19 protein-coding genes are annotated in these 21,516 nt (G+C 39.6%); 15 read left to right on the top strand and 4 right to left on the bottom strand.

The annotated features are described in order from the left end of the window. Positions 1-576: 576 nt before the first annotated feature. Positions 577-1,896: a leucine-rich repeat-containing protein kinase family protein gene (locus tag OQX64_RS20905; RefSeq protein ID WP_265820213.1), complete on the top strand. Its 1,320-nt coding sequence runs from the start codon at positions 577-579 to the stop codon at positions 1,894-1,896. On the opposite strand, the gene rlmN is transcribed toward OQX64_RS20905, so the two are convergent. Next, on the bottom strand, positions 1,893-2,939 hold the full coding sequence (gene rlmN, locus OQX64_RS20900) for a 23S rRNA (adenine(2503)-C(2))-methyltransferase RlmN (protein WP_265820212.1): 1,047 nt from the start codon (positions 2,937-2,939) through the stop codon (positions 1,893-1,895). The two genes, OQX64_RS20905 and rlmN, sit on opposite strands and share 4 nt — an antisense overlap. Positions 2,940-3,027: 88 nt before the next feature. Continuing rightward, a complete protein-coding gene (rluF, locus tag OQX64_RS20895; protein ID WP_088302390.1) occupies positions 3,028-4,008 on the bottom strand; it encodes a 23S rRNA pseudouridine(2604) synthase RluF in 981 nt (326 codons plus the stop codon). Positions 4,009-4,408: 400 nt separating this feature from the next. Here rluF and OQX64_RS20890 point away from each other — a divergent pair, with 400 nt between their 5' ends. Then, positions 4,409-4,687, top strand: coding sequence for a hypothetical protein (locus tag OQX64_RS20890; protein ID WP_088302391.1), 279 nt, complete (start codon positions 4,409-4,411; stop codon positions 4,685-4,687). Here OQX64_RS20890 and OQX64_RS20885 read toward each other — a convergent pair. Together OQX64_RS20885 and OQX64_RS20880 are read right to left on the bottom strand one after the other, a co-directional pair. Then, positions 4,653-5,051, bottom strand: a complete 399-nt coding sequence (locus OQX64_RS20885; RefSeq protein WP_088302393.1) for a helix-turn-helix domain-containing protein — start codon at positions 5,049-5,051, stop codon at positions 4,653-4,655. The two genes, OQX64_RS20890 and OQX64_RS20885, sit on opposite strands and share 35 nt — an antisense overlap. A gap of 32 nt (positions 5,052-5,083) precedes the next feature. Beyond that, complete coding sequence (locus OQX64_RS20880; protein ID WP_265820211.1) at positions 5,084-5,641, bottom strand: UpxY family transcription antiterminator; 558 nt, start codon at positions 5,639-5,641, stop codon at positions 5,084-5,086. A 408-nt stretch (positions 5,642-6,049) separates the two neighbouring features. On the opposite strand from OQX64_RS20880, the gene OQX64_RS20875 reads away from it, so the two are divergent. The 13 genes from OQX64_RS20875 (at position 6,050) to OQX64_RS20815 (ending at position 21,506) form a co-directional block, all read left to right on the top strand. Next, entirely contained in the window at positions 6,050-6,784 is a 735-nt protein-coding gene (locus OQX64_RS20875) for a polysaccharide biosynthesis/export family protein (protein WP_088302396.1), read from the top strand. A gap of 3 nt (positions 6,785-6,787) precedes the next feature. After that, positions 6,788-9,148 carry a GumC family protein gene (locus OQX64_RS20870; protein WP_265820210.1) on the top strand — a complete coding sequence of 787 codons (2,361 nt, stop codon included), beginning with the start codon at positions 6,788-6,790 and terminating at the stop codon, positions 9,146-9,148. A 37-nt stretch (positions 9,149-9,185) separates the two neighbouring features. Then, entirely contained in the window at positions 9,186-10,709 is a 1,524-nt protein-coding gene (locus tag OQX64_RS20865; RefSeq protein ID WP_265820209.1) for a lipopolysaccharide biosynthesis protein, read from the top strand. 8 nt (positions 10,710-10,717) lie between these two features. Further along, positions 10,718-12,358 carry a hypothetical protein gene (locus tag OQX64_RS20860; protein WP_088302401.1) on the top strand — a complete coding sequence of 547 codons (1,641 nt, stop codon included), beginning with the start codon at positions 10,718-10,720 and terminating at the stop codon, positions 12,356-12,358. 46 nt (positions 12,359-12,404) lie between these two features. After that, positions 12,405-13,454 carry a CgeB family protein gene (locus OQX64_RS20855; protein WP_265820208.1) on the top strand — a complete coding sequence of 350 codons (1,050 nt, stop codon included), beginning with the start codon at positions 12,405-12,407 and terminating at the stop codon, positions 13,452-13,454. A 157-nt stretch (positions 13,455-13,611) separates the two neighbouring features. Then, complete coding sequence (locus OQX64_RS20850; RefSeq protein WP_265820207.1) at positions 13,612-14,658, top strand: CgeB family protein; 1,047 nt, start codon at positions 13,612-13,614, stop codon at positions 14,656-14,658. A gap of 12 nt (positions 14,659-14,670) precedes the next feature. Further along, entirely contained in the window at positions 14,671-15,222 is a 552-nt protein-coding gene (locus OQX64_RS20845) for a hypothetical protein (protein ID WP_265820206.1), read from the top strand. A gap of 20 nt (positions 15,223-15,242) precedes the next feature. After that, on the top strand, positions 15,243-16,430 hold the full coding sequence (locus tag OQX64_RS20840) for a glycosyltransferase (protein WP_265820205.1): 1,188 nt from the start codon (positions 15,243-15,245) through the stop codon (positions 16,428-16,430). Positions 16,431-16,439: 9 nt separating this feature from the next. Next, positions 16,440-17,453, top strand: coding sequence for a glycosyltransferase (locus tag OQX64_RS20835; protein ID WP_265820203.1), 1,014 nt, complete (start codon positions 16,440-16,442; stop codon positions 17,451-17,453). 20 nt (positions 17,454-17,473) lie between these two features. Continuing rightward, positions 17,474-18,709 (top strand): glycosyltransferase, encoded by a 1,236-nt coding sequence (locus OQX64_RS20830; RefSeq protein ID WP_088302412.1) that lies wholly within the window; start codon positions 17,474-17,476, stop codon positions 18,707-18,709. Between the two features lie 6 nt (positions 18,710-18,715). Continuing rightward, on the top strand, positions 18,716-19,282 hold the full coding sequence (locus tag OQX64_RS20825) for a WcaF family extracellular polysaccharide biosynthesis acetyltransferase (protein ID WP_265820202.1): 567 nt from the start codon (positions 18,716-18,718) through the stop codon (positions 19,280-19,282). Positions 19,283-19,456: 174 nt separating this feature from the next. After that, positions 19,457-20,773 (top strand): WcaI family glycosyltransferase, encoded by a 1,317-nt coding sequence (locus OQX64_RS20820; RefSeq protein ID WP_088302415.1) that lies wholly within the window; start codon positions 19,457-19,459, stop codon positions 20,771-20,773. 19 nt (positions 20,774-20,792) lie between these two features. Further along, a complete protein-coding gene (locus tag OQX64_RS20815; RefSeq protein ID WP_265820201.1) occupies positions 20,793-21,506 on the top strand; it encodes an exopolysaccharide biosynthesis polyprenyl glycosylphosphotransferase in 714 nt (237 codons plus the stop codon). The last annotated feature ends 10 nt before the right edge of the window (positions 21,507-21,516 follow it).

The raw sequence follows: 21,516 nt of genomic DNA, 5'->3' as shown, positions 1-21,516 counted from the left end.
GGAGCAAAGAGCAAAGACCAAGTAGCAAAGGCTGAATTGTTTTTGAATATCCTACCCTTTCTTCTTGCTGAGACATGGTTCGGGATGTTTTTAAGGGTACTATCCATAACGATAGAAGAACAAGGAGATTAGAATTCATCTATAATTGTTTCCCGCAGATTTCAGAGAATTTCGCGGATTTAGGGTGATGAAACGTTGTGTCGTTGAAATTCGGGATCTTTTTAAGACTACTAATGAATAATGATCGACGAACAACAAAATAGGACTCATCTATAATTGTTCCCGCAGATCTTAGAGATTTCGCAGATTTAGAGTGATGAAACGTTGTGTAGCAGCATTTGAAGTCTGAAAAACATCTGTCTTAAGCGCATTCCTTCTGAATTTGATTCAGGCTTTATAAGAATTGTTGAAATTGATTTATGAATCTTTTATACATGATGCTAAGAACACTAATGTAACCTTAATGTATTCGTAACTGAATGGTAAATTATCATCAATTACACTCAATAGAGTAAACCTATGGGATTATCATTATGTGATATTACACTATAAATTTATCTTTGTGAAAACAATAATATGGTGCAAACATTAGTGCAATTGAAACGTGGTGAACTGAATGGTTGTACTTCGTTAAAACTTTCAGCAGATCTGGAAACCTTCCCTATCGAAATATTAGATCTGGCCGATACACTTGAATATCTAGACCTATCTGCTAACCGTTTGTCAGAATTACCTCCCGATTTTGGGAAACTTCGGAAATTGAAAGTTTTCTTTTGTTCCAATAATGCATTTACCATTTATCCTGAAGTACTTGCTGATTGTCCATTACTTGACATTGTTGGCTTTAAAGCAAACTGTATTGAACATATTCCTGATCTTGCAATTAGTAGCCATTTACGGTGGTTAATTTTAACCAATAACAGGATAGCTGCACTACCTGCCAGTATTGGAAATTGTTATCGGCTGGAGAAGCTGATGCTTGCAGGCAATAGATTAACGGAATTACCTGACGAATTACAGCATTGCAAAGCACTCGCACTTTTGAGACTCTCGGCCAATAAGATCGAATATTTACCGGCCTGGCTGTTTAATTTACCAGCATTATCATGGCTGGCTTTTTCAGGAAATCCATGCTGCAGACCATCCATATCCGGGAGGGGAGTAACATTTATTGCCTATGATAGCTTAAAAATTCAAGACAAACTCGGAGAAGGTGCATCAGGAACCATTTACCGTGCATCAAGCGATGGAATGCTCCAGGATGTAGCCGTAAAAGTATTTAAGGGTGATGTTACCAGCGATGGTTATCCGGAAGATGAAATGCATTCCAGCATTGAAGCCGGTGACCATGAGGCGTTAGTGAAAATCATTGGTCAAACTAATGATTCGTCTGAATCAAAAACTGGATTGGTCATGGAGCTTATCCCGAAACATTACACAAATCTTGGAAATCCGCCATCACTAAATACCTGTACCAGGGATGTATTTGATTCGGATAAGCGACTTTCTGCCGGGCAAATCATGAACATTCTAACCGCTATATCTTCAGTGGCTAATCATCTGCATCAAAAAGGGATTATGCATGGTGATTTATATGCGCACAACATGTTGATTGATGCGGATGGAAAAACCTTATTCGGTGACTTTGGTGCCGCAACCCGGTATGAGCGGGATTACTCAGATTTCTCACATGCAATGGAGCGAATAGAAGTAAGTGCTTTTGGACATTTAGTTGACGATCTATTATCATTATATGTATCAGAAGAGCAAGATACTTTTTATTCTGCATTGCGTGCATTAGAAAAATCTTGCCATTTGACAGATGTGGGCCGTAGACCTGGTTTTGAACAGATTGAGTCTGTTTTAGTTGAAATAAAAAGTCAAAATTTAATTTAACTTTCTTTCACTGCTAACTGACCGCAGGCGGCATCAATATCTTTTCCGCGGCTTCGGCGAATGTTAGTGGTAATCCCTTGTGATTTTAGATAACTGGCAAAGGCATCAATTTTATCACCTTCTGCATTGGTAAAATCAGCGAAGGAAATAGGGTTGTATTCAATCAGGTTTACCTTACAAGGAATGTGCTTGCAAAATTTGGCTAAATCCATAGCATCAGTAACTTCATCATTAAAATGATTGAAAACAATGTATTCGTAGGTAACCGGGTTTTTGGTTTTTGCAAAATAATATTTTAATGCCTCCGCGAGTGACTTTAATGAGTTCGCTTCGTTAATGGGCATGATCTCATTTCGCTTTTTATCATCTGCCGCATGGAGGGAAAGTGCCAGGTTAAATTTAACACCATCATCGCCTAATTTTTTAATCATTTTGGCAATGCCGGCGGTAGAAACTGTAATGCGCTTGTAACTCATATTCAAACCATCGGGTGCAGTAATGCGTTCGATAGATTTTAATACATTGGCATAGTTTAGCAATGGTTCGCCCATGCCCATATATACAATATTGGTTAAGGGGTTATTGTAATTTTGCTTGGCTTGTTTATCAATCAGCACAACCTGATCGTAAATTTCATCTGCATTTAAATTTCTTTTCCGGTCCATATAACCTGTAGCACAGAATTTACAGGTTAAACTGCATCCCACCTGTGAACTTACACAGGCCGTCATGCGGTCTTCTAATGGAATTAAAACGCCCTCTACAATATTGCCATCGGCTAAACGGAAAGTATTTTTAATGGTATGATCATTACTGAACTGTGAGTTGTTAACCTGGACCGCATTAATGGCAAAATTTTCGTCAAGGGTTTTTCGCAAATCTTTAGAAAGATTGCTCATTTCATCAAAGTTAATTGCCGATTTCTCCCATAGCCATTGATAAATCTGCTTTGCCCTAAAGGCAGGTTGCTGCATAGCCATTAAGTGCTGTTGCAATTGTGCTAAATCAAGTGAGCGGATATCTATCTTTTTTGCTGTTACCATTTGCTGCAAAGGTACTTAAAAAGCACTTAAGCTGAAAGGCGAAAGCAGAAAGCAAATTGTTGTGATTCAGAATTTTACAATTAGCAGGCTATCTTCCTCTTGATCTGCTATTTGATTTTCCTGCAGGCTTACCTTTTGCCGGTTTGGCATTTCTATTGGCAGAGGTGCTTTTGCCGGTGGTTTTGCTTTTAGCTGAAGATGAACCGGTATGCTTTTTAGTTGTTGGTTTAGCCGTAGCGGAATGTTTAGGTTTGTGATTTTTTTTAACTTCTTCCCTTAATTCTGGAATTTCGTCCCAGGTATTGTTCTTTTTCTTTGCAGAGCTTTTTACTTTCGGGCTTGCTTCGGAAGATGATTTCTCAACGCTTTTCATGATTCCGGCCATTTCCTCTTCCGTTAATTCCCTGAATTCTCCTGTTGGGATGCCCTTAAGATTAATGTTCATAATCCGCGTCCTTTCTAATTTTGTCACTTCATATCCGAAGTGTTCACACATTCTTCTGATCTGCCTGTTCAAACCCTGAATCAATGTAATATTGAAAACGAAAGTGCTCACCTGCCTCACCTTACACTTGCGGGTATTGACGCCCAGAATGGGTACACCATTACTCATTTCAAAGATGAAATCATCGGTAATGGGTTTATTAACGGTAACAACATATTCCTTTTCATGTTTGTTACCTGCCCTCAGGATTTTATTCACCAGGTCGCCATTATTGGTTAAGAAAATTAATCCCGATGAATCTTTATCTAAACGGCCAATGGGGAAAATACGTTCACTGTGGTTAATGTAATCCACGATGTTATCGCGGACATTTGATTCGGTGGTGCTGGTCACTCCGGTTGGTTTATTGAAGGCCAGAAGAATAAAGCTGCTTTCTTCTTTAGGTTCGATATGATGTCCGTTCACCATGACCCTGTCTCCGGCCAAAACCTGATCGCCTATTTTAGCCCTTTTACCATTGATAAACACATTACCTTTTTCGATAAAGCGATCTGCCTCCCGGCGGGAACATAATCCGCTTTCGCTGATGAATTTATTTAATCGGGTGGCAGGGTTATTATTCATACTGCAATTTTACGGAAATAATCCCTTTTCTAAACCATATCTGCTCCATGTAACATCAAAACATTACGCTCTAACATCAGGGTTTACAGGAATTAAAGGCTTTGCTAAAAAAAGATTAAGATAAGATGCTCAAATTTTCACACATTATGGCATTTATTCGTATAAAAGAATCCAACAATGTGGACTATAAATACGGATAATTGTTTTATTTTTGATCAATCAATTACGGTAATCAGATTCATTCATTTAATCAGATATGAATTAAATACGAGCATTCAAACTATTCATTTTCATTGGTTCGGAGTATGATATAATGAAAAAGCGTAACTTAAGTTGTCGAACGTATTTCATTACAAAACTCTAAGCATATTAATTACATCAATCCATAATTTAAAATTCTATGCCCGCTGAAGTACCTGTTACATCACCCTTATTTAAGGTAAAAGAAATTACATACGCTTTCAATGCAGAAGAATACGTGAGTTTCTTAAATCATTGTGAAGACTTTATGTCTGTAGAAAAAGAAAACTTTGAAGTGGTACTGGATTCCATTTCAGAGCGGTTAATTAACTGCGCTGATGCCAATACGCCTATAGGTGAAATCAGGCCTCAAATCAAGCTCCTGAAAGAACTTGGTTTTTTTCTTAAAAATATAGTAAGCATTGCAGCGGCAGAATAAACAGTATCATCCCTTTATTCTTAATGCATAATTGTAAAAGTTCGTTATATTTCTCCAGCAGATCAATGTATTTATCTTTCCAGTTCGCATCTTCTAAACCGGGCGCATTTTCTGCAGACTCGGTATAATGAAAGGTGGTTTTGCCTATTGTCTCACCTTTAACAAATAAAGAAGGAAATTCTGAAGAGAAATCATGATTTAGAACAGATCCTATTCGAAAAATGATCTCGGGTTTCAGGTGTCTTTGATTAAACCAATTGTATACAGATCGGCGGTTAACTTTGATAATTCTGGCTAATTCTGCAATGCTATATCCATTTCTTCTGATAATTCTTTCTACTGTCTGGCCGTGATGAAGTTCCATATTACGTAATAAACTGGGATTTAGTGTTCGATTTAAAGATGGGTTGAAATTGTTTTAGCTGTGGGAATGATATTGGAGATATCAACGCGAACCTTTGCCACCAGGGCACAATCAAGCTGGTTGAGTATTAATAATACTGTTCTTTCTTCCACTTCCAGAATCTCTGCCCGGGTACCAGCCTTAAAACCTTTATTGATGATCACCTGGTCTCCAACAGCCAATTGCCTGCTGCTAATCGTTGCTATATCCTGGTAGGTGGAAAGGATATCATTAATCCTGGTGATATCTTCATCTGGCATGATGGCCGGCTTACCGCCAAAATTCACATAATTTAGAATGCCTTGTATAGCGAGTACCTTTTGCTCTTCTGCAGGATTGACATAAACAAATAAGTAAGAAGGGAAAAGCGGCTTTTCAATAAGCTTAAATCGATCTGCCCATTTGCTTCTGATGGTTATCACAGGGCAGAAACTGTGCAATCCGCACTGATTAAGTAAATCATGTGCTTTTTTCTCATAATTGGATCGTGTGTATACCACTTTCCATTTTCTTTTTCTCACCTGGTGAAGTGAGATGGTTGCTAAATTCATAATTATTAAGGATGACAATGTAAAATAACCGAAAATCTGTGGTTAATGTCGTATAAAGATTACATATGTATATCATAATGTGAACTTATGTAAACTCATTAGTTTGATAATTAGTTGTTTATACTCTTTTTATGTTTAAATGATGGTTTATTGATGGTTTTGCACAGCAAAGGTTTCCATAAGTAAACACAATTTCTCTTTTGTGCATAATTATGATCGTGTAATGTTCCCAAAACACCACGTTCTGCTAACCATCCCATCAAAAAAGTTTTTAAGGGATTAAATACACCTTACTTTCGCAGAAGCTTTTTGAATGCGATTCACCAATTTCTCTGCATTCAATTTCGTCGAAAAGGATCACTGTAAGTGAAATGGCGAAGCTATACCCCCAGTGTAATTTACTATATTATGAAAAACAAAATTTTATTGCTTTATGCCATAACGGCTATGCTATTGCTTTCGGCATGTAATGCTTACAAGAATGTACCTTACTTCCAGGATCTGGACAAGAATAAGCAAAGTTCGGAAGACATTAAAAACTTTAGTCCGCTGACTATTCAAAAATCTGATATCCTGGGAATTACCGTTAGCAGCCTGAATCCAAAAGCCTACAGCGATTCCAGCGCGAGGGTTTCGGGTTATCTGGTAGATCAACATGGTGAAATTAAATTGCCGCTCATTGGTAAAATTCCTGCAGCAGGTTTAACCACGGGTGTGCTGGCAGATCAGATACAGGAAAGATTGAAAACCTATTTAAGGGAGCCTGCTGTAACAGTAAGAATGCTCAACTTTAAAGTATCCGTAATGGGAGATGTTTTAAAACCGGATGTATATAAGATTGTGAGCGAGCGCGTAACCGTTACGGAAGCTTTAACAATGGCAGGTGATTTAAACATCACGGCTAAAAGAAAAAATATTCTGCTCATCAGAGAAGTTGATGGTAAAAGAGAATTTATTCCGATAGATATTACTTCGGCAAAGCTTTTTACCTCTCCATATTATTATCTAAAGAATAACGATGTTCTTTACGTACAACCAGACAAAACCAAATATGCATCAGTAGACGGAGGTTACCGGACAGTTAGTCTGGTACTTTCGGCACTGTCTATCGTTGCAATCGTTCTTTCGAATTCATTAAGATAAGCCATGAAAAATAACAATGAACAATTTATTTACACTCCATTTGTAGAGCAGGCGGAGGTAAGGCAAAATAAAATATCAGGTGTGGTAAACAACTTACTTTATCACTGGCCATTGGTTATCTTAAGTTTAATCGTTGCTATCGTACTTGCATTTGTTTACATCAGCTCAACCAATTCGGTTTATAATGTAAAAGCTAAAATTTCGATTAACGACAATAAGAATAAGGAAACGAATGTAAAGGAAGCCGCTATGGAACAGCTCTCTCTCTCTACAGGCAGTAAACTGGTGGAAAGTGAGGTTGAAATTATTAAATCACGTCCTTTAATCAGAAATGTAGTTGACTCTTTGCAGCTTTGGGTAAATTACAGCATTAAGCAAAGCCTTAAAACAGTTGATATTTATACTTCTTCACCATTCCGTTTGCAATTGATTAAGCCTAAAACAGCTTTATTCACACAGAATTTTGAGGTTGAAATTATTGATGGGAAGCAGTTTAAGATCATGCATAATGATGAAGAAATCACTGGTCGTTTTGGCGAACCTGTAAAAACAAGTTTCGGGAATTTTACTTTACTGTCCACTGATAAGTTAAAAAATTATCAGGGTGAAACCGTTAAGGTAGATATTGTGCCGTTGGAAACAGCGGTTACCGCCTATCAGGAAAAAATATCAACCAGCTTCAATAAAACAGCGCCTATGGTTGAGCTTAATATCGAAGATCAGGTACCATTGAGGGGAATCAGGACATTAAACACCTTAATTAGTGTATACAAAAGCTCTAATATTCAAAATAAGAATAAGGAAACGCTTACTACTTTAAAGTTCATCGATGACCGGCTGGCATCTTTACGTGGCGAATTATCACAGGCAGAGAAAACGGTTGAAGGTTATAAAAGTAGCGTAGGCTTAACTGATATTTCTGCTAAAAGTCAGTATTACTTAGATAATGCCCAATCAAATGACGGAAAACTTGGTGCCGTAAGCGTTCAGTTGAATATTATCAATGGCATTGAGCGTTATGTAAATTCTGAAAAGAATGCTTCGAGCCCACCGGCAACGATTGGGATAGAAGATCCGGGATTGGTGGCCCTGGTAGGGAAATTAAGTGCCTTACTATTGGAGAAAGACCAGTTATTGGCTACTGCTCCTGAAAGTAACCCGATATTTTATCCGCTTAACTCTCAGATTAAAAGTACCAAAGCGGCAATAAAAAGTTCAATTAGTAATATCAAATCCTCTCTTGTATCGACCAATCGCGAATTGCGGAAGATTAGCTCCGGTTTTGAAAGTTCAATCAAAGATATTCCGGTGCAGGAGCGACAGTATGTGAGTTTCAAACGCCAAATGGATATTAAACAAGGGCTTTATATTTATCTTTTGCAAAAAAGAGAAGAGGTAGCACTGAGTTATGCATCAACCCTTAAGGATGCACGGATTGTAGAAAATGCCTATGCCGGAAAACCTGAATCGAAGAAAAAGGGACCTTTAACCATAGCCATCTTGCTCGGCATGATTTTTCCGGTGGGCTTATTGTCTTTCAGAAAAAACCTGAGGAATAGAATTTTAACGGTGAATGATATTCAGTTGGGTACATCAGTACCTGTTATTGCTGAATTGATTCATGAAAGCGGTAAGAATGAACTGGTGATGTTGAAGAAAGGGGCTTTTGCCATTACGGAGCAGATCAGGAACCTGCGAACCAATATTTTACAACAAACCAGTGCTTCCAGTAACCAGGTTATTCTGTTTGGTTCGAGCGTTGCCGGTGAGGGAAAAAGTTTTGTCGCCAGCAATTTTGCCTTGTCATTAGCGGCCACTGGTAAGAAAACCATTATTCTTGAATTGGACCTTCGCAAGCCACGGATTGCAAAAATATTCAGGGCTAAAAATTCATCTCTTGGTTTGAGCAGCTTTTTGGAAGGTAAAGCCGCTTTGAATGCCATTATTGAGCCTTCTGTTTTTAATGAGAATCTATCTATTATAGGAGCGGGACCAATTCCGTTGCATCCGTCTGAATTGTTAGAGGGTGACCGGATGGCTGATTTAATTTCGCAGTTGAGCGCAGAATATGATCATATCATCATCGATTCGCCGCCTATGCACCTGGTAACCGATGGGTTAATTCTGTCGCAGTTTGCAGATGTGTGTTTGTATATGGTGAGGCATAATCACACGGCCAAATCAGAACTCAGTTTTATTGAGAAACTGTACCAGGAAGAGAAAGTCAAAAATATGTTTATCGTTTTTAACGGCATTTACATGGATAGCAGATATGGTTATGCATTGGATTATGGTTACTATAGCGAGAAAAGCAATAAGAATCTGGTTTCGGGTGCCTTTACAGATCTTGCCTTAAGATTCTAATCTTTATATCCATTCCACTTTAATTATAAGCTATTTCATGTCCGCTTCAAAAAGAATTCTTTCCGGAACCATCGCGTCCTGGGTACAAATCGCAGTGGCTATGCTGGCGCAAATATTACTGGTGCCCTTATATTTAAGTTACTGGGATGCATCTACCTATGGGTTATGGCTTGCGGTGTTGTCTTTTTCAAGCTTACTCAGTGCCTTCGATCTGGGTTTTCAGGAATATATGGCCTATGAGTTTTTGAAGCTGGGCAGCCGGGTGCCAAAGAAGATAAGTAAATTACTTTCTTCGGGTATGATGGTGGCCATCATTTTAGGCCTGATTCAGATCATTGTGGTCTTGCTGATTTACTGGCTGGATATTCTGCCTATGATTTTTAAAGATCTCGGATCGGCATTAAAGGCAAAGGCCATACAAGCTTTTTATATCCTGTTGATTCAGTCGATTATCTGGCTGCTTTGCAACACGGTTGGTGGTTTATTAAACCGGATCATGGCTACTTTCGGCTATTACCCCCGGATGGCATGGTGGAGTGTACTTACCAATACCGTTCTGCTGCTATCACCAGCCATTTCAGTTGTTTTTGGCGCTAATCTCTTAACTGCGGGAATGGTCATGGCCATTGCCAAAGTGGCTTTTGATCTTCCTGTTTGGTTTGATATGCTGAAGCTGTTGAAGAAACACCATGTAAAAGTGATCAGGCCATCTGTTGCATTGGGATGGACCAGTTTTAAGAAATCTACCAATCTTTCCGTAACCGGATTTTTGGAAAATGTTCGTCAGCAGGGCGCAAGACTAATCATGTCGCCCATTATGGGTGCTACTGGTATTGCGGTATTTTCGACCATCAGAACCGGATCTAATGTAGCATTACAAGGTTTAAGAACGATTATTAATCCACTGATGCCTGAGCTCATGAATTTTTTGCATCAACGCGATCAGGAAAAAACAGAAGTGGCATTTAGTACATTGTGGTTAGTGACCATTGCCATCATTGCGCCGTGTTTACTTGTGGTTCAAACTTTTATCCCACTAATTTACAACACCTGGACAAGGGGCAAGCTGAGTTTTGATCCCTGGTTATTTGCCTTGCTTTCAATAGGAGTACTGGTTTATGCATTATCCCAACCTAGTATTGCTGTGGTGAAAGGCAATAATTTATTGAAACCACAACTGATGATTTCTATAATGAGTGCAGTTATTGCTGTAGTCGGAATCTTAATCCTGGTTCCGGTATTGGGCATTAAAGGTGCTGGTATGGCTTTGCTGCTGTCAGAAATTGCGGCATCAGTGGCTTTTACAAAAATTGCAGAGAAGTGGTTAATCAATGCTGGTTTGGAATGGCCTCATCAGGGTTTTAATGTAGCCCTATTATCGGTAGCATTTACCAGTATTGGGGTTGTATTGATGATTATTTTACCAAATGATGAACATTTAATTCTCACCATAGCTTTATTGCTATTGGCCTTTAACCTTTATCGGTACTGGTTAACCTTACCACAATTAGCGGTCATCAAGGCGAAAGCCATTTTAAATGTTTTCGGACATAAAAACTAAACCATATCATGAATATTCCGGCATATCAAAAAGATAAATCCTATTCAAACAGGAAAACCATACCCTTGGTTAAAGTGATGGTGGGCTCTACATTTTTGGGGCAGGCCAAATTTTATTCGAGGGTAATCCTGCTTATTGCCTTGTTTTTTCAGTGTTATTTCTTCTGGACCACTGATAACATTATTGCCATCGCGAATATTGCGATTGTGTGGTTAATCGTAACAGAGTTTATCATTACGGATGATATGATCAGGAAATATCCGTTATCGTTATTTATTGTCATCGGCTTTGCTTCCACACAGTTTTATTTCCCTTTGCTGTTTACTTCACTGGAATTTAAACCCGTAGTTTATAATTTAGAAAAACCGCAGGATGTTTTTTTTCATGCGAGCCTGGTATTAATTGTACTGTTCATCGCACATTATATTTACCGCTGGCTGCCTTTGCAAAGAGATCGGGAATCTTCTATTTTAAAGCGACTTGGTTTTTTTGAAACCCCACAGAATTTACAATTGTGGATTATGGGATTAATTGGTTTTCTGGCCAATATTTATGTATTGGTTTTTAATCAGTCTTTAGCTACAGAAATCAGTGGTGATGCTTCCGGAAAAGCCATTCAGGCACTTTTTCCCTTTGCCTATGCACCCTACTTTATTCCTTTTAAAGGCTTGTTTGGTGGCGTGGGAAAGGTTAAAAAATCTACCATTTATCTTTTGGTTGGCTTTACGGTTATGCTGTTCATCGTGAGTATTGCGAGGAATAGCCGTGGTGTTTTCATGATCGGTTTCGCTTCTATTGGTTTCGCTTACTTTTTAGGCTTGCTCATCGGTATTTTCCGCATTCCTAAAGTGAATTATAAAATAGTTGTTCTGGCGATTTTTGGAATCTGGTTTGTTAACGGCCCGCTTGGAAATTTGGGAACAGCCATGTTGCTTGTTCGCGCTGAACGTTCAGACATCAGTAAAAAGGAACTGATTGAGAAAACCTGGGTGGCGATGAAAGATGATCGGGCCATTGCTTTGCGCCGTTTAGAAGACAGGCAGCTGGAAAGCGACTGGGATGAACGTTACCTCGACAATGCATTTGCCTCTCGTTTCGCCACGATCAAATATAGCGACGCCAGCCTGGTGCAGGCAGAAAAAGTGGGTGAAAATAACCCGCAGATGCGATCACACACCATCAATTACGTATGGGGTGCGCTTCCTGATCCTGTACTTCGGGTAATTAAACCCGAAATTGATAAAGAAAGTTTATATGCCCAATCATTCGGCGATTACATTTATAATCTGGCCGGTGCAGGTAATTCAACCTTTGGTGGTTACCGATTAGGAAATATGTCAGGCACAGGCATGGCAGCATTTGGATATTGGTACCTGGTTATTCTGGGGGTAGTGATGATCCCGGTATTTATGCTGTTTGATAAATTTATCATCAAAGGGACTTTAAAATACAGGCTTCACGGCCAGGTGGAACACAATATTATATTTAGTGTTTGTGGTTTACTGGCGTTGACTTCTATTTTTCAGTACCTGCCCACAGAAAGTGTTGCCGGGCCATTTACTTTTTTAATCAGGGGATATATCCAAAGCCTGTTTCTATATTTTATCCTGTTTAAATTTTCTGGTTTATTCGTTAAATCCAGCAAATAAACAGCCTGATTTTATCCTCAATCATCCTCAAATTTAACCACAGGGAATGCTTAATATTTTATATTTCGGTGATCACCGCCATTTTTCTACCGCATTTCATCGTGCTAAGGCATTAGAAAGACTTGGTCATCATATCATTGGCTATCATAATCCGGAAGAAACCTTACCAGGGTATTTTAAATCTGCCGTAATAAGTGCCATCAATTTTCGGAGTGGCTACCGTTTATTGCAGGGGCATGTGCAGCGGGATCTGGAAAAAATTGTTCAATCGGGCATCAAACCAGATGTGATTTGGGTAGATAACGGTGAATTTTTCGGAAAGAAATGCCTTCTGATTTTGAAAAAGTTTAATTGCCCTATCATTCTGTACAGCATTGATGATCCTACGGGAAAAAGAGATGGGCGACGATTTGATAGTTTCTTATCCGCGATAAAATTATACGATTTAATTGCTGTCGTGAGAAAAGAAACGGAAGAAGAATGCAAATCACTTGGTGCTAAACAAGTGCTGAGGGTAATGAGAAGCTATGATGAAATAGCACATGCGCCTTATGGGGATATAGCTGAAATACCATTGGATTTTAAATCAGATGTAGCATTTATTGGCACCTGGATGCGCAATGAAAACCGGGATGAATTCATAAAAGTTTTAATTGATGCCGGGATTTCTGTTTCCATTTGGGGCGATAGATGGCCAAAGAGCCCGCATTTTGAACTGCTGAAACCCTATTACCGGGGACCAAACCTGGGTGGTAAAGATTATATCGCAGCCATACAAGGTGCAAAGATATGTTTGGGTCTGCTCTCTAAAGGAAACCGGGATTTACATACCACCCGATCTATGGAAGTACCTTATGCGGGAGGTTTACTTTGTGCCGAACGCACCAGCGAACATACCGATCTTTACGATGATGGTACGGAAGCTGTTTTTTGGAATGATGCCTATGAATGTGCTTCCATTTGTAAAAAGCTGCTGGCAGGAAACGAACTGATGAATATTAAGAACGCCGGAATGAAGAAAGTACGTCACCTTAAATTAGGGAACGAAGATATCTGTAAACAGATCCTTGAAAAAGGATTGTCCATCGCGATTTAATTTCTGTCTTTGCAGTTCGCTGCTTTCAATGATCTCAAAGTATCCGTCACATGGAAGAGATGGCAAAACTTCACATTCCTAATGATAAACATTTAAAAGTTGATGGTTAAAACCATTTGAAGGTTAATGATTTTTCAAACTTATTTTGAATCATGTCATGCTTAACATATTATATTTCGGTGATAACTGGAATTTCTCTACCGCTTACCACCGTGCAAAGGCTTTAGAAAGAATAGGGCATCAGGTAATACATTACCATGCAGCAGAACATTTTCCGGAATTTTTTAAGTCTACAATTATGAAGGCTATTAATTTCCGGAGTGGTTATCGCCTCGTTCAGCCTTCGGTTCAGCGTAAATTAAAAGAGATCTTACATTCCGGCATCAAGCCTGATGTAATTTGGGTAGATAATGGTGAATTTTTTGGCAGGAAATGTCTTCAGATTCTGAAGCAATTTAATTGTCCGGTGATACTGTACAGCATTGATGATCCGACAGGAAAAAGAGACGGACATCGATTTGATCGTTTGCTTAGTGCAGTGAAATTATACGATGTTATTGCGGTGGTAAGAGGCCAGGCTGCCGAAGAATTTAAAGCCCTTGGTGCCAAAAAGGTAATCAAAGTAATGATGGGTTATGATGAAGTGGCACATGCCCCCTACCTGCATAAAGATGAGATCCCTGCGGGATTTAAATCTGATGTTGCATTTATTGGTACCTGGATGCGCAATGAAAACCGGGATGAATTCATAAAGGTTTTAATTGATGCCGGGATTTCTGTTTCCATTTGGGGAGATCGATGGCCAAAGAGTCGGTATTTTAAATTGCTGAAACCCTATTACCGGGGACCAAACCTGGGTGGTAAAGATTATATCGCAGCCATACAAGGGGCAAAGATGTGTTTAGGTCTGCTTTCTAAAGGAAACCGGGATTTACATACCACCCGATCTATGGAAGTACCTTATGCGGGAGGCTTACTTTGTGCCGAACGCACCAGCGATCATACAAAACTTTACGTGGATGGTCTAGAAGCTGTTTTTTGGAATGACGCCTATGAATGTGCTTCCATTTGTAAAAAGCTGCTGGCAGGAAACGAACTGATGAATATTAAGAACGCCGGAATGAAGAAAGTACGCCACCTTAAATTAGGGAACGAAGATATCTGTAAACACATCCTTGAAAAAGGATTATCAAATACGAATTAACTGCTCAATGATATGCTCAATGAAAGGGATAAACAAAGGCAAAGGCGACACCGCAAACGGTTTGAAGCCCGGATAGATGCTTCGGCAATGGTCATTGCAATCAATAGCTATTGCTTAAAACCAGCATTACTGAACATGATTCTTGCTATGCTGGCAGAACTGCCCGACCGTATCCGGTCAAGAATTCACCTGTATGGAATTGATCACGGAGAGGAAGATAATCTGTTTAAAGATCTCGACTTTAAGTCATACACAAAATATGGAGTGCCATTTCATCATGCTGGTCTGGATGGACAAGAGGATTTATCAGCGCATTATGCAGCGATTGACGTACTTATTGTTGCTGAAGATAATGAACCTGGTTTAAATGCCGTAAGATCTGCACTATCTGCAGGTTGTTCAGTCATTACAAAAAGTAAAATTGCTGATAAAATTAACCTCCATATCAAAGATCGTTTAAAGGTTATAGATCAGCCATGTGCCCTGGCACTTTCCGGTCATATTGCGGCACTTGCTTCAAAAAGAAGAAAATTTGATTGCGCCTTAACCAGTGCGGTCATCTAAGTCTTCCTTAAATTAATTATATGCAAATAATATTTTTTTCAAATCCTGATTTCTTCGGATCAGAGAAAAGGCCCGCGTTCTCGAGTATGCCACGTTTTACGAACATGCTCGTTGATGGTATGAGGGATAAATCACATGAAGTAAGTGTATGGACACCAGGCTCTACCTGCTTTGATCTGCCTTTTCCTGCTAAAATGAGAAAATGGATGGGTTATATCGATCAATATGTATTATTCCCGATTCAGGTAAAAAAGCGGCTCAAGAAAGTTAGTCGGGAAACCATTTTTGTTTTTACCGATCAGGCGCAGGGCCCCTGGATGCCACTGGTTCAAAATAGAAACCATGTGATGCATTGCCATGATTTTCTGGCACAGTGGTCTGCCCTGGGCAAAATTAAGGGACAGGAAGTAGGACTGACCGGTAAAATGTATCAGAAATTTATTCGTGATGGCTTTAAAAAAGGAAAAAACTTCATTACCAGTTCTTATAAAACGGATACTGACTTAAAGAAGCTTTTACCCGCAGCAAAAATGAATACTTACATGATCTATAATGGATTGGAAGCATTTTACAAACCACTGGATAAAGTGAAAGTGAGAGCATCATTATCGCCGGCGCTGGGTGTTAACCTCAGTAATGGTTATATCCTTCACGTGGGCGGTAACCACTGGTATAAAAACAGAAAGGGGGTAATTGAAATTTACAATGCCTGGCGATCAATAACCAAAAAAAGAATGCCTTTGTTATTGGTGGGGCCACCTCCTGATGATTTTATAGCGAAATGCCAGAAAGATTCATCATACCGCCATGATATCCATTTCCTTATTGGTCAAACGGATGAAGTGGTCAGCCAGATTTATGCGGGTGCATCGTTATTTCTTTTTCCATCATTTGCAGAAGGCTTTGGCTGGCCAAGTGCAGAAGCCATGGCTTGTGGATGCCCGGTGATTACCAGTAATGAAGCACCGATGACAGAGGTGGTGAGTGATGCTGGTTTTTTAATTCCCCTAAGGGATGAAGAAAATCCACGCCAATGGGCTACTGATGCAGCATTGGTGGTGGAAGAAGTTTTAAATATGCCAAATCAGGAAGCGGTGGTATTAAAATCTTTAGAAAATGCCAAGCGGTTTAATAAAGAAAAGGCAATGGATGACTTTGAACAGGTTTATGATCGCATTGTCAGGTTAAATACATTAAAACCTGCTTAAATTATTGTTATGGTTACCTTAATCAGATCACAAATTCCAAAATCAAGTCCGGATATTTCACATTTAATCGCGTTTGAAGATTATTGTCAGCACAATAGCGGCTGGACAATTAAACAAGGTCCGGTACTTTTTAACCCGCGTTCATTTTCACTGCGGTTTTTTTCGGGTATTCAGGCACTATTAAAACCCATTTTAAGGCGTGTAAAAATAAAAGGAGCGGTGCTTTCACTGGGCCTTCCGTATTACCATTACCTTACTGCCAAAACATTCCCATACTTTGGGACCAATTGCGATTTGAGGGTGCTGTGGACCTATGATGTTTGGGCACCTGATTTTGATCGTGTGGAACAGCTGGTTAATAAGAGTAAGATTGATCTTTTATTACTTTCCTCTTACCAGGCCACCGCACACTTTCAAAAACTGAATCTGGGCAACTGCAAGGTTCACTGGGTGCCGGAAACGATTGATGTAAACGCCTATCAGCATAAAGAATGGTCAGAAAGATCCATTCATGTACTTTCTTTTGGGCGTTCCTGGCAACAGTATCATGAAGTAATTGTAGATGGATGTCATGAACATCACATTAATTACCAGTATCAGGAGCGGTCTGCAACACATGATGTTGCTGTTCACGGCTTAAAGAAGAAACTTCAGTTTCCAACGACTGCAGATTTTACAGCGGGTCTGGCTGATTCGAAAATCTGCATCTGTTTTCCACGTTGTATTACCCATCCGGCACTGGCCGGAGAAGTATCTACGCTAACGATTCGCTATTTACAGGCCATGGCTTCAAAATGTGTTATCATCGGCGCAGCTCCGAAAGAGATTACCCGGTTGTTTGATTATAACCCGGTGATTGAAGTAGACTGGGAAAAACCTGTTGAACAAATCAGGCATATCCTTGATTATCCGGAAGAATACAGCACGATTGTAGAAAAAAATTATCAAATGGTTCATCAGCATTTCCACCATCAGCAGGCGATAAACCAAATCAATGAACTGGTTAAAGCCAATTTAACCTAAAATATAAATTTATAATACTAATGAGCCAGGAGCCAGTGCAAAAGATTCTTCATATCGTATCATCTATGGACCCTAAAGAGGGGGGGGTATGTCAGGCCGTAAGAACAATTATTTCGGGTTTAGCTACCCGTAACATTTACAGTGAAGTAGTGAGTTTAGATAATGCAGAATCATTTTTTTTTAAAGCGGATCAGTTTACGGTACATGCCTTAGGGCGTGGAACAGGACCCTGGAGATATAATAAAAGGCTTACCTCATGGTTTGTAACCAATTTATCTTATTTCGATAAGGTAATTGTTCACGGACTTTGGACGTATATGGGTTTTTCGCTACAGAAAGCAATCAAAGCCTTATCCTCAAAAAAAGAAGAGAAAATTCCGAAGGTTTTTGTGATGCCCCACGGCATGCTTGATCCTTATTTCCAGCGGGCTGCGGGCAGAAAACTGAAAGCCTTAAGAAATGTATTTTACTGGAAATTTATTGAACATAAACTCATTAACCTTGCCGATGGTATTTTATTTACCTGCGAGGAAGAGGCGGCCCTGGCAAAGCTGCCCTTTAAACCTTATCAACCAAAGAAAACTTATATCACCGGTTTAGGGGTGGAGCATCCGCCGGCATATGTAGAGGAAATGAAGGTGGAGTTTGAAAGCCGGTGTCCTCAGTTGGATCATGCCCCCTACCTTCTCTTTCTCAGCAGGATAAATGAAAAAAAGGGAGTTGATTTATTATTGGATGCATATCAATCGATTGTAGAATCTGTTGAGGAAAATCCCCGTTCAGGGCTTGCGGGCCTGTTACCAAAACTAGTTATCGCGGGGCCGGATCTGGAAAGTGAATTCGGAAAGAAGATTCAAAACCAGGTTAACAGTAATCACTTGCTTAGAAAATCGGTCATTTTTACAGGCATGCTTTCAGGGCTTTCTAAATGGGGAGCTTTTTATGGCTGTGAAGCTTTTATCCTGCCCAGCCACCAGGAAAATTTCGGAATCGCGGTGGTAGAGGCTTTAGGGTGCGCCAAGCCGGTTTTAATTTCCAATCAGGTCAATATCTGGCGTGAAATTAATGAAGATGGTGGCTGTTATGTGTTTAACAATACCATTGATGGTACCCGTAAGCTATTGGAATCATGGGGGCAGAGCTCTTATAAAACAAAGAAAATGATGTCGAAAAATGCTTTTTATTCTTTTACTAAAAACTTTTCTACCACGCCGGCCACCACCCGGTTTGTAGATGCGATTTCTAATCCGAACTAAGCAATCATGGAAACATCAACCTTAATCGCCAGTGATCTTTCGAAATTTGACATCGGAGATTATAATGCTGGCACCAAATGGAAAATTATACTTTGGTATCCTATCAATTACTTCATCTTTAACAGCAGTATCCCCTGGCCTAATATGTTTAAATCATGGTTACTTCGATTATTTGGAGCCCGTATTGGAACAGGCTTAATTATTAAGCCCAGGGTGATTATCAAAAACCCACAGAAGTTAATCATTGGAGATAATTGCTGGCTTGGCGAATCCGTTTGGATTGATAACCTGGATAAAGTAACGCTTGGTGATAACGTCTGTATTTCTCAGGGAGCGATGTTGCTTACGGGAAATCATGATTACAGTAAGATGGATTTTCCGTATCGCCTGGGTGCTATCACCTTAGCGGATGGCGTTTGGATAGGTGCAAAATCGGTTGTGTGCCCGGGCATCACCTGTTTATCACATGCTATCCTTACCGTAAATTCGGTAGCCACCAAAAACCTTGAACCTAGAAAAATATATTCAGGTAATCCAGCCGTTTATCTCCGTGATAGAAAAATCACAAACTAATATAACTGGTTTTTGCCAGAAAAATAATTCAGCTAACCATCTGTCATTCAGCTATGCCATCAACAATATTGATGTTAGCAAAGTTGATGATACCCATTAAACCTTGTTGCATTCATCAGCCTTAAGCATGTTATGATGCCTGATGCTGGATTGTGACCGCTCAATATTAACCTTATGGAACAAATCAACGTCGCTAAAAAACGCATTTTATTGCTTGGCATCAATTTCTCGCCTGAGCTTACCGGTATTGGAAAATATTCCGGTGAGATGATTGACTGGCTAATTAAGGATGGCTATGACTGTACCGTGGTCACTTCATTTCCATATTACCCAAACTGGAGTGTTCAAAAGCCGTATAGCGGGCTGTTTTATAAAAAGGAGGTTAACGAAAATGGCGACCTAAGGGTATACAGATGCCCGCTTTATGTGCCTTCAGTACCTACAGGAAAGAAAAGGATTTTACATGACATCAGCTTTTTCATCACTTCATTGGTCATGATGCTTTATCTGCTGTTTAAACCCAAAAGTGATTATGTTTTTTGTGTGGCTCCACCTTTTCATTTGGGATTTTTAAGTGCATTCTACTGCTTTATAAAAGGAAGCAAAATGATTTACCACATTCAGGATCTGCAAATTGAGGCGGCCAGAGATCTTGGCGTCATTAAAAACCAGTCTTTATTTGCCATGATGCTTAAAATGGAGAAGTTCATTATGAAAAGAGCAACATACGTTTCAACCATTTCAGCTGGGATGTTAGAAAAGGTCGCCTTAAAAACAGATAAGAAAATCCTGATGTTTCCGAATTGGGTAGACGTAGATGAATTTCATCCCATAAACAGGAGGGCGGAGTTGAAACAACAATGGGGCTTTACTGCTGCAGATAAGATTGTGCTTTACTCTGGTAGTATTGGAGAAAAACAGGGCCTGGAAAGTTTAATTTCAATTGCCAGTGATTTTCAGCAGCATGCATCCATTCAGTTTATCATTTGTGGAAACGGACCATACCGTAACAAATTGCAGCAAATGGCCACTGATCAAAAGCTTTTTAACATTAGCTTTTTACCCTTGCAACCCCTTCATATTTTTAATGAATTTTTAAATATGAGTGATGTTCACCTGGTGCTGCAAAAGAAAAATGCCTGTGATTTAATGATGCCTTCTAAACTGGCCGGAATACTTTCTTCGGGTGGTCTGGCACTTGTTACGGCAGAGCAGGGAAGTACACTACATAAAATTATCAGGGAACATAACATGGGCGTGGTGATTAATTGTGAGGATGAAAGTCTGTTGGCCAGTACCATCCTGGCCTGTTGTTCTGGCGATCATCAGACCAGAACCTTGAATGCCCGTGCATATGCCATGCGGGAGCTTAACCGTGATGTGATTTTAAGACGCTTGTTTTTGGAATTGGAAACGGGCGTAGCATTAAAAACACTCCTTCCTGAGGTTAAAGAAATTAAAACGGAGCTGGTTTTTAGTAATCAGAATTAAGGCTCAACAATAACTGAACATGAATAATTTAAATCTACAAGACGAATCGATTATAAACCATTACCAAACTGAATTGACAGGCAATTTAAATGATCAGCTGATCTCAGATCCATCACTGGAAATGACAGACAGCTCATATGTATATCAGCAACAACTAAAAAGGCTTTTTGATATTCTGTTCAGTTTAACGGTATTAATTGCTTTTAGCTGGGTATACGTCATTATAGCCTTGCTGATCAGATCAGACAGCCGGGGCAAAGTGATATTTAAGCAGCAGCGCACAGGTAAAGATGACCAGGCATTTTGGTGCTATAAATTTCGAACCATGGTGGTTAATGATCATGCACACACCAATCACGCACAGAAAAATGATTCCAGAATTACCGGTATTGGCCGCTTTTTAAGAAAATCAAGTTTAGATGAACTGCCACAGTTTTTCAACGTACTGATGGGATCGATGAGTGTGGTTGGTCCGCGGCCGCACATGCTGAAGCACACACAGGAGTACCGTGAAACCATTGATCATTTTATGGTTCGCCACAGCATTAAACCAGGTATTACGGGTTGGGCACAGGTGAAAGGCTTTAGGGGAAATACCACCGGAAATGAAATGATGGAAAACCGGGTAAAGCATGATATCTGGTATATCGAAAACTGGTCAAATAAGCTCGATCTAAAAATTATCATGCTCACCGCAAGGCAGGTTTTGAGGGGACATGAAAACGCATTTTAAAAAGGAACAT

Source organism: Pedobacter sp. GR22-10 (assembly GCF_026239715.1).
Classification (GTDB): Bacteria; Bacteroidota; Bacteroidia; order Sphingobacteriales; family Sphingobacteriaceae; genus Pedobacter.
Note: the sequence above shows the minus strand (reverse complement) of the source record. Positions and strands in the feature narration are given on the sequence as shown.

What these genes read in the sequence shown, in the direction of transcription:
- OQX64_RS20905 (WP_265820213.1), top strand. Translation starts at nt 577, where the DNA reads ATGGTGCAAACATTAGTGCAATTGAAACGTGGTGAACTGAATGGTTGT.
- rlmN (WP_265820212.1), bottom strand. Translation starts at nt 2,939, where the DNA reads ATGGTAACAGCAAAAAAGATAGATATCCGCTCACTTGATTTAGCACAA.
- rluF (WP_088302390.1), bottom strand. Translation starts at nt 4,008, where the DNA reads ATGAATAATAACCCTGCCACCCGATTAAATAAATTCATCAGCGAAAGC.
- OQX64_RS20890 (WP_088302391.1), top strand. Translation starts at nt 4,409, where the DNA reads ATGCCCGCTGAAGTACCTGTTACATCACCCTTATTTAAGGTAAAAGAA.
- OQX64_RS20885 (WP_088302393.1), bottom strand. Translation starts at nt 5,051, where the DNA reads ATGGAACTTCATCACGGCCAGACAGTAGAAAGAATTATCAGAAGAAAT.
- OQX64_RS20880 (WP_265820211.1), bottom strand. Translation starts at nt 5,641, where the DNA reads ATGAATTTAGCAACCATCTCACTTCACCAGGTGAGAAAAAGAAAATGG.
- OQX64_RS20875 (WP_088302396.1), top strand. Translation starts at nt 6,050, where the DNA reads ATGAAAAACAAAATTTTATTGCTTTATGCCATAACGGCTATGCTATTG.
- OQX64_RS20870 (WP_265820210.1), top strand. Translation starts at nt 6,788, where the DNA reads ATGAAAAATAACAATGAACAATTTATTTACACTCCATTTGTAGAGCAG.
- OQX64_RS20865 (WP_265820209.1), top strand. Translation starts at nt 9,186, where the DNA reads ATGTCCGCTTCAAAAAGAATTCTTTCCGGAACCATCGCGTCCTGGGTA.
- OQX64_RS20860 (WP_088302401.1), top strand. Translation starts at nt 10,718, where the DNA reads ATGAATATTCCGGCATATCAAAAAGATAAATCCTATTCAAACAGGAAA.
- OQX64_RS20855 (WP_265820208.1), top strand. Translation starts at nt 12,405, where the DNA reads ATGCTTAATATTTTATATTTCGGTGATCACCGCCATTTTTCTACCGCA.
- OQX64_RS20850 (WP_265820207.1), top strand. Translation starts at nt 13,612, where the DNA reads ATGCTTAACATATTATATTTCGGTGATAACTGGAATTTCTCTACCGCT.
- OQX64_RS20845 (WP_265820206.1), top strand. Translation starts at nt 14,671, where the DNA reads ATGCTCAATGAAAGGGATAAACAAAGGCAAAGGCGACACCGCAAACGG.
- OQX64_RS20840 (WP_265820205.1), top strand. Translation starts at nt 15,243, where the DNA reads ATGCAAATAATATTTTTTTCAAATCCTGATTTCTTCGGATCAGAGAAA.
- OQX64_RS20835 (WP_265820203.1), top strand. Translation starts at nt 16,440, where the DNA reads ATGGTTACCTTAATCAGATCACAAATTCCAAAATCAAGTCCGGATATT.
- OQX64_RS20830 (WP_088302412.1), top strand. Translation starts at nt 17,474, where the DNA reads ATGAGCCAGGAGCCAGTGCAAAAGATTCTTCATATCGTATCATCTATG.
- OQX64_RS20825 (WP_265820202.1), top strand. Translation starts at nt 18,716, where the DNA reads ATGGAAACATCAACCTTAATCGCCAGTGATCTTTCGAAATTTGACATC.
- OQX64_RS20820 (WP_088302415.1), top strand. Translation starts at nt 19,457, where the DNA reads ATGGAACAAATCAACGTCGCTAAAAAACGCATTTTATTGCTTGGCATC.
- OQX64_RS20815 (WP_265820201.1), top strand. Translation starts at nt 20,793, where the DNA reads ATGAATAATTTAAATCTACAAGACGAATCGATTATAAACCATTACCAA.